The sequence below is a fragment of the Stenotrophomonas sp. Pemsol genome (assembly GCF_003586545.1).
Lineage (GTDB): Bacteria > Pseudomonadota > Gammaproteobacteria > Xanthomonadales > Xanthomonadaceae > Stenotrophomonas > Stenotrophomonas sepilia.
The window spans coordinates 2,710,802-2,723,345 of the sequence record NZ_CP025780.1 but is presented as its reverse complement, the minus strand read 5'-3'; the positions used below and the strand labels follow the sequence as shown (position 1 = coordinate 2,723,345).

Here is a 12,544-nt window from a genome sequence, read left to right as displayed (position 1 = left end):
GCGACTTTCGGTTTACCATGCCGACGCCCGCAGCGCGGGAATCATCAGGACCAGCGTGAGGAGGCAATCGGTGGTGTATCTGCGGGCGGCGATGCTGCTGCTGGTCCTCCTGTGCTGCGCGTTGCCCGCTGCGGCACAGCCGGTGCCTCCGAGCCCGCGGCAGGTGACGGTGTTCGATGGCCTGCCGTCCAATACCGTCAACCGCATGGCCGAGGATCGCTACGGTTACCTGTGGATCGCCACCAACGATGGCCTGGCCCGCTATGACGGCCGCACCTACCGCGTGTGGCGTTCCGAGGATGGACTGCGTGACAACCGCATCTGGACGGTGCTGGTCGATGCCCGCAACCAGTTGTGGATAGGCACCGAGAACGCCGGCCTGGTGCGCATGTCGGCCGACCGCCGCCAGTTGCACTTCTACGACCGCAGCAGCCAGCCGTTGATGGGTACCAACACGGTCTGGAGCCTGGCCAGCACGCCTGATGGCTCGATCTGGTTCGGTACCCACGAAGGCGGCCTGTACCGCCTGGACAGCCAGGATCGCCTGCAGCGCTTCCTGCCCGAGCCGAACAATCCGCGCAGCCTGCCTTCGTCGTCGGTGCCCTACCTGGCCACGCTGGCCGATGGCAGCCTGTGGATCGGCACCAAGCATGGCGTGGCGCGCTGGACCGGGACCGACTTCGAGCGTGTCGGTACGGACATCATCCCCAGCCTTCTGATCAACGGACTGACCGCCGAACCGGATGGCAGCCTGTGGATCAGCACGATGGCCGGCGCCACCGTGCGCCGCCCGGATGGCCGCTTCGAAGCCCCCCCGTGGAAGCTGCCGCCGGGCGAGCAGGTGCTGGGCATGATGCTGCGCGACGAGCAGGGCGGGCACTGGCTGGATACACGCACCGGGCTGGGGCGTGCGGTCGATGGCCAGTACCAGACCGTGCCGCTGTACAGCGCGATCGCGCGCGGTCCGGTACGGCCGAACTGGACCGGTGCCTACGAGGACCGCGAAGGTGGCATCTGGTTGGCCAGCACCAATGCCGGGCTGTGGCACCTGCTGCCACGCTGGTGGCAGTTCTCGGTGCTGTCGCGCCTGGAGGATGACCCCAGCTCGCTGCGCAATGCGCTCGTGCTGGGTACCAGCCCCTCCAGCAACGGCGGCGTCTGGACGGTGGGCAGCCATGGCGCGCTGGACCGCTTCGATCCGAAGACCGGCAGGATCGAGCAGCATCGCACCTGGGTCAACGGCATGCACTGGTTGACCTCGGTGCGTGAGGACCGGCGTGGCCAGGTCTGGATTGGATCGACCGATGCGCTGGTGCGCTACGACCCGCAACGGCGCGAACTGCGTCGTTGGGGCCGTGATGCCGGTGCAGATGCGGCGATGGAAGGGGTGGTCGAAGCGATGATGACCTGCGACGGCGACAGTCTCTGGTTGATGCTGCCCGCAGGCCTGCAGCAGCGCGACCTCGACGGCCACGTGCGGCGCCAGCTGGACAATGGCCAGCGCGGCCTGCAGCAGGGCCAGCTCAACCTCGATGTGGAATGCGGTCCGCAGGACCACATCTGGCTGGCCAGCAGCCGTGGCCTGCTGCAGTGGCTGCCGGAAAGCGAGCGCTTCCAGCCGGTGCCGGGTGCGCCGGCAACGGCGATCCATGCGTTGCATGTGGGCCGTGACGGCCAGGTCTGGTTGTCCGAGGATGGTCGCCTGTCCCGTTACCGCTGGAGCCAGGGACGCCTGGAACGGCAGGCGGTGGTCGGTGCCGAACAGGGCTATCCGGCGATCTCCGCCTCCGGCCTGGTGGTGGATGCGCAGGGCGTGGCCTGGGCGACCAGCGCACGCGGCCTGGTACGTGTCAGTGCCGATGGGCAGAGCGTGCGCCTGTACGGCGTGCACGACGGCCTGCCAAGCCAGGAATTCCGCGAGCACACCTTGATCGCAGCGGCCGATGGCCACCTGGTGGCCGGAACGGCAGCGGGCGCGGTGGTGTTCGACCCCGAGCAGGTACGGCCTTCGGTCCGTCGCGCCCCGCTGGTGATCGAGCGGGTGGAAGTGCGCCGCAACGAGCAGGTGCTGGACATGACCCACGATGCGCCGTTGCAGATCGCCGATGGCGACCGCGACCTGCGCATCGTCGCGCGATTGCTGTCCTTCGCCGACTCGGCGTCCAATACGTACCGCTACCGCCTGGCCGGCTACGACCCCGATTGGGTCGAAGTCGGCCCGGCCGGCGAGCGCCTGTTCTCGCGCCTGGCGCCGGGCAGCTACCGGCTGGAAGTACAGGCCCGGTCGGCCGACCATGTGTGGTCGCGGGTGCAGAGCCTGGAATTCCGCGTGCAGCCGCCGTGGTGGCGCAGCCTGTCCGGCCTGCTGGTGCTGGCGTCGGTCGGGTTGCTGCTGACCAGCTGGTTTGCTTGGCTGTACCGACGCCGCCTGCAGCGGCGGCACGCCTACCAGCTGGCGCTGCACAAGCAGGAACTGGCCGAGCAGGCGTCGGCGGCCAAGACCCGCTTCCTGGCCAACCTTGGCCATGAGATCCGCACGCCGATGACCGGCGTGCTGGGCATGAGCGAGCTGCTGCTGGCCTCGCCACTGGACCCGCAGCAGCGTGGCTACACGCAGTCGATCCGGCATGCTGGCGAGCACCTGCTGCACCTGGTCAACGATGCGCTGGACCTGGCGCGGATCGAGTCCGGGCGCCTGGAACTGCAGTCGCAGTCGTTTGCGTTGAATGGCCTGTTGCAGGATCTGGCGGCGCTGATGGGCCCGCTGGCTGCACAGAAGGGCCTGCGCTTCGTCCTCGACAACCAGCTGCCTGCGGGCCTGCAGGCGACCGGTGATGCCATGCGCGTGCGGCAGATCCTGCTCAACCTGCTGTCGAACGCAGTGAAATTCACCAGCCGCGGCACTATCACCCTGCATGCACGTTGCGATGGCGAGCTGCGTGCGCTGCACTTCGAGGTGCGCGATACCGGCCCGGGCATCAGCCAGGAACAACAGCAGCGCCTGTTCCGCCGCTTCGAGCAGGCCGATGGTGCACGTACCGCCGCGCAGTACGGTGGCAGTGGCCTCGGTCTGGCGATCTGCCGCGAGCTGGCGCATGCGATGCAGGGGCGGATCCAGGTGGAGAGCCAGCTGGGTCGGGGCACCTGTTTCGGCGTGACCTTGCCGTTGCCGCTGGTGGTGAACAGCGATGCCGAGGCATCGGCCGAGGGGCATCGCGACGAAGCGGCGAACATGCCGCCGCTGCGGGTGCTGCTGGTCGAGGACGATGCCACCGTGGCCGACGTGGTGCGTGGCCTGTTGAGCGCACGCGGCCACGAGGTGGTGCATGCCGGCCATGCGCTGGCGGCGCTGCGCGAGGTCAGTGCCGGCGATTTCGACGTCGGCCTGCTGGATCTGGACCTGCCGGGCCTGAGCGGTTTCGAGCTGGCCCAGCACCTGCGCAACCAGGGCTACATGCTGCCGCTGCTGGCGGTGACCGCGCGGACCGATCCGGACCTGCAGCAGCAGGTGGAAGCAGCCGGCATTGGCGGCTTCCTGCGCAAGCCGGTGACTGGTGAGCTGTTGGTGGAAGCGATCGCCAGGGTCATGGGTAGGTAGGTTCTGCAGGGCCTGCAGCCCTGCACCCGCCGGATCAACGTCAAAAGCCTGCATTCCGTGGGATGGCGGGGTGGGTCCGGTTGCGGGAGACGCCGTAAACCCGTCCCTGGGGGCTTGGCCGCGGCATCCATGCCGCGGACACTCCCGCAACCGGACCCACCCCGCCTTCTACAGAATTCTGCGATCTGCAGTAGATCCACGCCATGCGTGGATGCATTTCGATTTCAATTCGACCTATTCGATGTCAATGGACGTTCATCCACGCACGGCGTGGATCTACCCAATAGCGAAAATCTGTCAGAGGTGGGGCGGTGTGGGCTTGCAGGACCGTTGGCGCCATGGATGGCGCCATCGAGCCCACCATGGGTGAGGGCGCTTTGCTTGCGAAGCACTGCTTCGCAAGCGCCCGAACGCACAGCCGCCAGCGGCTGGGCCGGTCTGGGGGTTTACGGCGTGTCATGCAAGCCCACACCGCCCCACCACCCACGGAATGCTCGCTGTTGCTGTTGCTTCGGCCTCTGCGGGGGCAGGGCCGCAGGCCCTGCCGAACCACCCTCACTCCGCGACGTGCTCGACCTGCCGCGGTTCGGGCTTGGTGTCAGGCAGCTGCCAGAAGATCATCGTCGAGGTCAGGGTGATCGCGCCCACGCACAGGAATGTGGCATGCAGCGCGGCGGTCGCGCTGTTGCTGTCCAGGTGATTGCCGAACGCGGCCAGCAGGCTGCCGGCCGCCGCAGCGCCGAAACCGGCGGCCAGCATCATCACCATCGACAGCAGGCTGTTGCCGGAACTGGCGAATTCGCGGTCAAGGTCGCGCAGCGTCACGGTGTTCATCACGGTGAACTGCAGTGAATTGACCGCGCCGAAGAACGCAAGCTGCACCAGGCGCCAGGCCAGGTGCTGGCCAGGTGTCATCAGGATGAAGCTGGCCATTGCCAGCCCCACCAGCACGGTGTTGGTCATCAGCACGCGGCGGTAGCCGTAACGTTCGACCAGCTTCACTGCCAGTTTCTTCGACACCATGCCAGCCGCCGCTACGGGCACCATCATCAGGCCGGCGTTCATCGGGCCGAGGCCGAGGCCGACCTGCAGCAGCAGCGGGATCAGCATCGGCATGGCACTGCTGCCGATGCGCGAGAACAGGTTGCCGAGGATGCCGATGCGGTAGCTGGGTACGCGGAACAGGGCCAGCGAGAACAAGGGTGCGGTGGAATTGGCGGCATGCAGCCAGTAGCCCACCAGCGCAGCCAGGCCCGCGACCGTCATCAGCATCACCAGCGCGTGTGGGGTGCCGAGTCCGGAGATGCCGTCCAAGGCCAGCGACAGCACCACCATCGCAAAGGCCAGCATGATGTAGCCGCGCAGGTCGAAACGGGTGCGATGGCTGGCGTAATGGTCGGGCATGATCTTCATCGCGGCGATGAAACCGATCACGCCGATCGGCAGGTTGATCAGGAACACCCAGTGCCATGAGGCGATCTCGACCAGCCAGCCGCCCAGCGTCGGGCCGATCAGCGGGCCGACCAGCGCGGGGATGGCGATGAAGCTCATCGCGCGCAGGAAATCCTCGCGCGGCACCGAGCGCATCACCGCCAGCCGACCGACCGGCAGCAGCATCGCACCGCCGATGCCCTGCAGCACGCGCGCGCCGACCAGCTGGTGCAGGTGCTGGGCCAACGCGCAGGCCAGCGAGCCGAGGGTGAACAGGATGATCGCCACCAGGAAGGTGCGCCGGGTGCCATAGCGGTCGGCGATCCAGCCCGAGGCGGGAATGAAGGTGGCGACCGCCAGCGCATAGCTGAACACCACCGACTGCATCTGCAGCGGGCTCTCTCCCAGGCTGGCGGCCATCGCCGGCAACGCCGTGTTGACGATGGTCGAGTCCAGCATCTGCATGAAGATCGCCAGGGACACCAGCCACAGCAGGGGACGCTGGCGGTTGTAGGTCGATGGCGATGTGGACATGGGGTGTGGCCGGTGCAGCGTGGGGGCCGCCATGATCGCGCACTGCGGGTCACGGCGCGATCAACATCGCGCCGTGATGGCATGCGGAATGCTCAGCGTTGGCTGTGCGCGTGCACCGCGTCGACCAGGACCTGCACGTGCGCCGGGTCCATGTCCGGCGACATGCCGTGGCCGAGGTTGAACACATGGCCTTCGCGCGAGCCGCCGTTGCCGGCGGCATAGGTGTCGAGCACGCGCGCTGCGGCCGTGGCGATCGCATCCGGCGAGGCGTACAGCGTGGTCGGGTCGAGGTTGCCCTGCAGCGCGACGCGACCACCGGTGCGGCGCATTGCTTCGTCCAGGTCCAGCGTCCAGTCCAGGCCAAGTGCATCGGCGCCGGTCTGCGACAGTGCTTCCAGGTGCAGGCCGGTGCCCTTGCCGAACAGGATCAGCGGCGTGCGCTCGCTGCCTTCGCCGCGATCCAGGCCCTGTGCAATCCGCTGCAGGTAACGCAGCGAGAACTCGCGGTACATCGCCGGGGACAGCACGCCACCCCAGGTGTCGAACACCTGCAGCGCCTGCGCACCGGCCGCGCGTTGCGCACCGAGGTAGGCGATCACCGCTTCGGTGGTGACCTCCAGCAGGCGGTGCAGCGCCTGCGGATGGTTCAGCGCCATCGCCTTGATGCGTGCGAAATCCTTGCTGCCGCCGCCTTCCACCATGTAGCAGGCCAGCGTCCAGGGGCTGCCGGAGAAGCCGATCAGCGGCACCTGGCCGTCCAGCTCGCGGCGGATCAGGCGTACCGCATCCATCACGTAGCCCAGGTCCTGCTCCATGTCCGGCACCGCCAGCTTGGCGATGGCCGCTTCATCACGCACCGGATGGCGGAACTTCGGGCCTTCGCCTTCGACGAAGTACAGCTCCAGGCCCATCGCATCGGGAATGGTGAGGATGTCCGAGAACAGGATGGCTGCGTCCAGGGGGAACCGGCGCAGCGGCTGCAGGGTGACTTCGCAGGCGATCTCCGGGGTCTTGGCCATGGCCAGGAAGCTACCGGCCTTGGCCCGGGTCGCGCGGTATTCCGGCAGGTAGCGGCCGGCCTGGCGCATCAGCCAGACGGGGGTGCAGTCCACCGGTTCGCGGCGCAGGGCGCGCAGCAGGCGATCGTTGCGGAGAGGGCTGGTCACGATGGGCATTCCTTGGACGGGAGGAGCAGCGGCGTCAGTCGCCGTGCGAAAGGATCTGGAAGCCGCGATGCAGTTCGGCATCGCGGGCCTTCTCGAAGGCGTGGCGGGCGTCGTCGGCCTGCAGGAACAGCTCGCGCCGCAGCTGCGAGCGGCTGCCGACGCGGCCGCTCTCGCGCAGCAGCTCCCAGCCGCCGAACAGGTCCGGCTGCAGGCTCAGGCGCAGGAAACGTGGTGCCTGCGCACCGGCGTCGGGATGTTGCAGGTAGACGTGCATGGCACCGATTGTAGCGGGGCAGGGGTGACCCCTGCCGCAACGTGGTAGTGCCGGCCGCTGGCCGGCAACTTCATGCGTGGAGGAGCCGGCCAGCGGCCGGCTCTACCTGGCTGACAGCACCTTCAGTACCGCCGCCTCATCGACGTCCGGGACCACTTCGGCGCGGCCCATGCCGCGCCACAGCACCAGGCGCAGGCGGCCGGCCACGTTCTTCTTGTCCAGGCGCATGCGGCCGAGCAGGGCCTGCGGGTCCAGCCCGGCCGGGATCGCCACCGGCAGGCCGAGGCGTTCCAACAGTGCCTGCAGGCGAGCGCGGTCGGCATCGTCGGCCAGGCCGAGGTCGGTGGACAGCTTCGCCGCCAGCACCATGCCCACCGCCACCGCCTCGCCATGGTTCAGCGCATCGCGGCCTGGAGCCGAGTAGCCCTGCTCGGTTTCGATGGCATGGCCGAAGGTATGCCCGAGGTTGAGCAGGGCACGTTCGCCCTTCTCGAACGGATCGCGCTCGACGATGGCGGCCTTGTGCCGGCAGCTGCGCGCGATGGCTTCGGCCAGTACCGCATCCTCGCCGGCGACCAGCGCATCGGCATGCTGCTGCAGCCATTCGAAGAACACCGCGTCGCCCAGCGCACCGTACTTCACCACTTCGGCCAGGCCTGCACGCAGTTCGCGCGGCGGCAGGGTGGCCAGCACGCGGGTATCTGCGATGACCGCACGCGGCGGATGGAAGGCGCCGACCAGGTTCTTGCCGGCGGGGATGTCGACGGCGGTCTTGCCGCCCACCGACGAATCGACCATCGCCAGCAGGGTGGTCGGCAGCTGCACGCAGTCCACGCCGCGCATCCAGCAGGCGGCGGCAAATCCGGCAAGGTCACCGACCACGCCGCCGCCGAGGGCGAACACGCAGGCGTCGCGGGTGGCGCCGAGCGCCGCAAGCGCTTCGATCGCGCGGCCGAATTCGGCCAGCGTCTTGGAGGCCTCACCGGCGGCCAGCACGTGCTCGCCGATGATCAGGTCGGGGCGCGCGGCCAGCAGGGTCTGCTTCACCGGCGCCAGATAGCGCGGGGCGACTTCGCTGTCGCTGAGCAGCAGCACGTGGCGGCCGCGAACGTGCACGGCCAGTGCAGCGCCATCGGCCTGGGCACCGGCGCCGATGGTGATGGTGTAGGGGCGGTCGCCGCCAACGGCGACCTGCAGCAGGGCGGGGGAAGTCATGCAGTCAGGTCCTGGCGCTGCCATTGCGTGGCCAGCTTGACCACCAGCTGGGCAGTCGCATCGGCAGCGGTGTACGGGTCGGTATCGAGGGTGAGGTCGGCCAGTTCGCGGTATAGCGGGTCGCGGTGTGCGGCCAGGTCGTGCAGCACCTGCTCGCGGTCCGGGCGTTGCAGCAGCGGCCGGCCCTTGTCGCGGGCCAGGCGTTCCAGCTGCGCGGTCACGCTGACCCGCAGGTAGACCACGAAGCCGCGGCGGGCGATCAGTGCACGGTTGTCGGGGTCCAGCACCGCGCCGCCGCCGGTGGAGACCAGCTGGCCGCGGCCTTCCAGCACACGGGCCAGGGCCTCGCGTTCATGGTTGCGGAAACCGGCTTCGCCGGCGTGCTCGAAGATGGTCGGGATGCTGGCACCGGCGGCATCGACGATGGCCTGGTCGACATCGACGAAGTCCAGCGTGAAGCGCTCGGCCAAGCGGCGGCCGATGCAGGTTTTGCCGGCGCCCATCGGGCCGATCAGGATCAGGTTCGGAGCAGGATTCATGCCCTCTGATGCTAACACCTCCGTGCCCTGGCCTTTACGTTCTTCACGTCAGGGTAGGCGTTCCAGCGGGGTCTCCCGCGCCAGCCGGAGTACAGGCCATGACGGTCGCCAAGGTCATCGAAATCACCGCCTCCTCGCCGAAGAGCGTGGAGGACGCCGTGCGCAGCGGGCTGAAGAAGGTCTCCGAGACGGTCAAGGGCATCCAGGGCGCCTGGGTGAACGAGACCAAGGTGGTCACCAATGGCAGCGGCGAGATCACCGAGTGGCGGGTCAACCTGCGGGTGACCTTCCTGGTGGAATAGGCGCGCTCAGCGCACGTCCTGCACTTGGCGCTGGCCGTCCAGTACCACCACGTGGTCGGCGAGGGCGGGCAGGGTGTGCAGTGCCTGCCGACTGACCCGCTCGTAGTACTGCACGAAGCGCTCCAGCTGTGGCCGGCTCATGCCGTGCCGGCCCGGCTGCGTGGCCTGCAGGTTCTGCTCCTGCTGCCAGCGCCAGCGCGGTACCACCGAAAAATCCGGCGGCTGAAGGAACCATAGCCGGTCGCAGCGCTGCCACAGCGCCGGGTAGTCGCGGGCCAGCGCCTGGTTGCACCAGCGCCGCCAGCGGCCATCGGCGTCGGCCTCGCGTTCCAGTGCGTTCAACGGGCTGTCCAGCGCGTCGTCATCCTGCGCGGGCGTGCCCAGGAACCAGCCTTCGAACACCAGCAGGTCCAGCGGTTGGTGCAGGCGCGGCCATTGCGCTTCTGGCAGGCGTTCGTCGGCCAGCTTGTCGAAACGCGGCATCGCGAAGGGCTGCCGCGCGGCCACCGCATCCAGCACTGCGTGGGCCAGCGGCAGGTCATGGGTGCCCGGCGGGCCCCGGGTGATCAGCAGTGGATGCACCTGGCGGGCAAGCCGTTGGCGCTGCACGCGGGTCAGGTAGACGTCGTCGATCGACAGCGTGGCGGCGTTCAGGCCGCGTGCCTGGGCGCGGGCCACGACCTGCGCGGCCAGCGTCGATTTGCCGCTCCCCTGCAGGCCGCTGATCGCCAATACTGGAACCGCTGCGCCACTGCCCAGCGCGTCGTCCAGCACCTGTTCGGCCAATGTTTCGGGGAATCCTTTCACCTGGGGCATATACGCAGCAGCGGCCATGCAGCCACAATAGCCCAATCCGTGTGAGAAGAACGCAACCATGAGCGACCTGTACGCCGAAGCCCTGTCCACGTTTGCCGGCCTGTTCGACGAGGCCAAACAGAGCCGCGAGGTCGAGCCGAATGCCATGACCGTGGCCACCGCCGATACGCACGGCCGTCCGTCGGCGCGCACCGTGCTGCTGAAGGCGTTCGATGAGCGTGGCTTCGTGTTCTACACCCACCTGGACAGCCACAAGGGCCGGGAGCTGCAGGCCAATCCGCAGGCTGCACTGCTGTTCCTGTGGCGCAGCCTGCGCGAGGCCGGCATCCAGGTGCGCATCGAGGGTCGCGTCGAGCAGGTGGCCGATGCCGAGGCCGACGCCTATTTCGCCAGCCGCCCGCGGATGAGCCAGATCGGCGCCTGGGCTTCGCAGCAGTCGAAGACGCTGGCCACGCGCGAGGAATTCGACGCGCGCGTGGCCGAGGTCGAAGCCCGCTTCGAGGGCCAGGACGTGCCGCGCCCGGACGGCTGGAGCGGCCTGCGCGTGGTGCCTGACCGCATCGAGTTCTGGTACGGCGCGCAGTTCCGCCTGCACGAGCGCTGGTGCTATGAAGCCGGTGCGGAAGGGCGCTGGAGCAAGCGCCTGCTGTACCCGTAAGGCTGACTGATGCAACGCCTGCCGCTGTACCGCGTGGTGGTGTTCGTGCCGTCGGCAGCACTGGACGCAGTGAAGCAGGGCATCCTTGCGGTGGATGCCCTGGCAGGGGGTGACTACGAGCACGGCATGTGGTGGTCGGCGCCGGGGTTCGAGCAGTTCCGCCCGCGCGTGGGTGCGTCGCCCGCGCAGGGTGAGGCGGGGCGCACCGAAGTGGTCGACAGCGTGCGCCTGGAGTTCTGCCTGCCTCGGGATCCGCTGCGGTTGCAGCGCATCTTCGAGCAGGGCATCGTGCCGCATCATCCATGGCGGGTGCCGGTGGTGCAGGTGGAGGAAGTCGAGCTGCTGCTGACGGGTGGGCAGCCGTTGTAGAGCCGAGCCCATGCTCGGCTGATGTTTCCGCACGCGCAGCCGAGCATGGGCCCGGCTCTACAGCCCCTCCGCGCGCAGCCAGCGCCATAGCGTAGTGCGTGATACGCCCAGCGCCTGTGCCATGCCCTCACGGTCATTGCGGTGTTCCCGCAGCAGTGTTTCCAGCTGCGCGCGCGGCGGACGCTTGCCGTTGCTTTCCAGCGGCAGCATGGTGGCGCTTTCTTTCACCAGTTCGGGCGCGAGCTGCAGCAGACGCGCTGTATCGATCAATCCTTCCCCAGGCTGCCAGTGGATGCGTAGTCGATCCACCAGATTGCGCAGTTCGCGCACGTTCCCGGGCCACTGGGCCGCGCTCAGCAACGCCAGTGCATCCTCATCCAATGGCGCGTCGATGCCACGCAGCTGGCGGAAGAAGTGCTGTGCCAGCAGCGGGATGTCACTGCGCCGCGCACGCAGCGGGGGCAGGGCGATGCGTAGTGCGGCCAGCCGGTAATACAGGTCGCGACGGAAGCCGCCGGTCGCCGCGTGCTGTTCCAGCGACTGCAGGGTGGCGGCCACCACGCGCAGGTCGACTGCGGTCGGTTCGGTAGCGCCGACACGCAGCACCTCGCGTTCTTCCAGCACGCGCAGCAGGCGGGTCTGCAACGGCAGCGGCAGTTCGCCGATCTCATCCAGGAACAACGTACCGCCATCGGCGGCCTCGACCAGGCCCACGCGACCACCGCGCCGTGCACCAGTGAAGGCACCATCGCTGTAGCCAAACAGTTCGGCTTCCAGCAGTGATTCGCTGATGGCGCCGCAGTTCAGCGCCACGAAGCGCCCGCGACGGCCGCTGGCGGCGTGCAGTTGACGCGCTACCAGTTCCTTGCCGGTGCCGGTTTCGCCGGTCACCAGTACGGTGCTGTCATGCGGTGCATAGAGCGCGATCTGTGCGCGCACCTGGGCCATCGCTTGGCTGTCGCCGAGCAGTTCATGCGTGTCGGCACGCGCTGCCGGGCGCCGGCGCGGGGCGGCTCGGTTGCCGCTGGAGCGGGCCAGCGCCTGGGTCAGCTCCAGCGCATGTTCAAACGCCTGCCGCACCGAGTCGGCCGAATAGAGCAGTACCCCCGGCAGGCCGGCCTGCTCGGCATGGTCGATGGCCATGCCGGTGCCGACGATGACCTCGATGCCGTTGGCGCGCAGGTCGGCGATGCAGTCGCGCGCATCCTCGCGGGTGACGAAGCGGCGGTGCTCGATATCCAGGCCGAAACTCTGCTGGAAGTTGCTGAACGCCGGTACGTCGCTGGCGTGGGTGACCAGGCCGATGCGGCTGGCGATGCGGCGGGCACGGGCCAACGCTTCCATCAGGTCGAAGCCATTGGCCTGGATCGGCACCAGTGGCAGCTCCAGCCGACCGCGCAGCCAGGCCGCGTTGGAGCCGCCGGCGATGACCACGTCGCAATGCTCGCGGCGCAGGCGTTGACCGATCACATCCACCGCTTCCTCGAAACCTAGGTTGATCTGCTCGATGCGCGCGCGTCGATCGAATTCGGGAATGACATCGCCGAGCAGGCCGGTCAGGCGCGAGACGCTGACCGTCCAGATCACCGGGCGACCGGGGTCGGTGTCGGCGTGGCGCAGGGGTGAGCGGGGCAGGTACATG

Annotated in this window: 11 protein-coding genes; 4 read left to right on the top strand and 7 right to left on the bottom strand. The window is 68.4% G+C overall.

Annotation, left to right across the window (positions count from 1 at the left end; all coding sequences use genetic code 11):
• Positions 1 to 70 precede the first annotated feature (70 nt).
• Entirely contained in the window at positions 71 to 3,598 is a 3,528-nt protein-coding gene (locus PEM_RS12640) for a hybrid sensor histidine kinase/response regulator (protein ID WP_111129180.1), read from the top strand.
• A 555-nt stretch (positions 3,599 to 4,153) separates the two neighbouring features.
• Here the strand turns inward: PEM_RS12640 and mdtD are convergent.
• The 5 genes from mdtD to PEM_RS12615 form a co-directional block, all read right to left on the bottom strand.
• Positions 4,154 to 5,563, bottom strand: coding sequence for a multidrug transporter subunit MdtD (gene mdtD, locus PEM_RS12635; RefSeq protein ID WP_005418383.1), 1,410 nt, complete (start codon positions 5,561 to 5,563; stop codon positions 4,154 to 4,156).
• Between the two features lie 92 nt (positions 5,564 to 5,655).
• The gene (hemE, locus tag PEM_RS12630; protein ID WP_032954409.1) at positions 5,656 to 6,738 is read right to left on the bottom strand and encodes a uroporphyrinogen decarboxylase; all 1,083 of its coding nucleotides are present in this window, start codon (positions 6,736 to 6,738) and stop codon (positions 5,656 to 5,658) included.
• Between the two features lie 25 nt (positions 6,739 to 6,763).
• Entirely contained in the window at positions 6,764 to 7,003 is a 240-nt protein-coding gene (locus tag PEM_RS12625; RefSeq protein WP_053498927.1) for a WGR domain-containing protein, read from the bottom strand.
• A gap of 102 nt (positions 7,004 to 7,105) precedes the next feature.
• A complete protein-coding gene (aroB, locus tag PEM_RS12620; protein ID WP_111129182.1) occupies positions 7,106 to 8,218 on the bottom strand; it encodes a 3-dehydroquinate synthase in 1,113 nt (370 codons plus the stop codon).
• Positions 8,215 to 8,757, bottom strand: a complete 543-nt coding sequence (locus tag PEM_RS12615) for a shikimate kinase (RefSeq protein WP_005418375.1) — start codon at positions 8,755 to 8,757, stop codon at positions 8,215 to 8,217. The genes aroB and PEM_RS12615 overlap by 4 nt, the downstream gene beginning before the upstream one ends.
• A 98-nt stretch (positions 8,758 to 8,855) precedes the next feature.
• Here PEM_RS12615 and PEM_RS12610 point away from each other — a divergent pair, with 98 nt between their 5' ends.
• Positions 8,856 to 9,059, top strand: a complete 204-nt coding sequence (locus tag PEM_RS12610; RefSeq protein ID WP_005410663.1) for a dodecin family protein — start codon at positions 8,856 to 8,858, stop codon at positions 9,057 to 9,059.
• A gap of 6 nt (positions 9,060 to 9,065) precedes the next feature.
• Here PEM_RS12610 and PEM_RS12605 read toward each other — a convergent pair whose 3' ends face one another.
• The gene (locus PEM_RS12605; RefSeq protein WP_069139385.1) at positions 9,066 to 9,893 is read right to left on the bottom strand and encodes a kinase; all 828 of its coding nucleotides are present in this window, start codon (positions 9,891 to 9,893) and stop codon (positions 9,066 to 9,068) included.
• A gap of 40 nt (positions 9,894 to 9,933) precedes the next feature.
• Here PEM_RS12605 and pdxH point away from each other — a divergent pair, with 40 nt between their 5' ends.
• Both pdxH and PEM_RS12595 read left to right on the top strand, forming a co-directional pair.
• Positions 9,934 to 10,533 carry a pyridoxamine 5'-phosphate oxidase gene (gene pdxH / locus PEM_RS12600; RefSeq protein WP_095378345.1) on the top strand — a complete coding sequence of 200 codons (600 nt, stop codon included), beginning with the start codon at positions 9,934 to 9,936 and terminating at the stop codon, positions 10,531 to 10,533.
• A 9-nt stretch (positions 10,534 to 10,542) separates the two neighbouring features.
• Complete coding sequence (locus PEM_RS12595) at positions 10,543 to 10,902, top strand: hypothetical protein (protein WP_111129184.1); 360 nt, start codon at positions 10,543 to 10,545, stop codon at positions 10,900 to 10,902.
• Between the two features lie 57 nt (positions 10,903 to 10,959).
• Here PEM_RS12595 and prpR read toward each other — a convergent pair whose 3' ends face one another.
• A complete protein-coding gene (gene prpR, locus PEM_RS12590; RefSeq protein ID WP_111129186.1) occupies positions 10,960 to 12,543 on the bottom strand; it encodes a propionate catabolism operon regulatory protein PrpR in 1,584 nt (527 codons plus the stop codon).
• Between the last annotated feature and the right edge of the window lies 1 nt (position 12,544).

Coding starts and splice junctions, on each gene's coding strand:
- mdtD (WP_005418383.1), bottom strand. CDS start 5,563: ATGTCCACATCGCCATCGACCTACAACCGCCAGCGTCCCCTGCTGTGG.
- hemE (WP_032954409.1), bottom strand. CDS start 6,738: ATGCCCATCGTGACCAGCCCTCTCCGCAACGATCGCCTGCTGCGCGCC.
- PEM_RS12625 (WP_053498927.1), bottom strand. CDS start 7,003: ATGCACGTCTACCTGCAACATCCCGACGCCGGTGCGCAGGCACCACGT.
- aroB (WP_111129182.1), bottom strand. CDS start 8,218: ATGACTTCCCCCGCCCTGCTGCAGGTCGCCGTTGGCGGCGACCGCCCC.
- PEM_RS12615 (WP_005418375.1), bottom strand. CDS start 8,757: ATGAATCCTGCTCCGAACCTGATCCTGATCGGCCCGATGGGCGCCGGC.
- PEM_RS12610 (WP_005410663.1), top strand. CDS start 8,856: ATGACGGTCGCCAAGGTCATCGAAATCACCGCCTCCTCGCCGAAGAGC.
- PEM_RS12605 (WP_069139385.1), bottom strand. CDS start 9,893: ATGGCCGCTGCTGCGTATATGCCCCAGGTGAAAGGATTCCCCGAAACA.
- pdxH (WP_095378345.1), top strand. CDS start 9,934: ATGAGCGACCTGTACGCCGAAGCCCTGTCCACGTTTGCCGGCCTGTTC.
- PEM_RS12595 (WP_111129184.1), top strand. CDS start 10,543: ATGCAACGCCTGCCGCTGTACCGCGTGGTGGTGTTCGTGCCGTCGGCA.
- prpR (WP_111129186.1), bottom strand. CDS start 12,543: ATGTACCTGCCCCGCTCACCCCTGCGCCACGCCGACACCGACCCCGGT.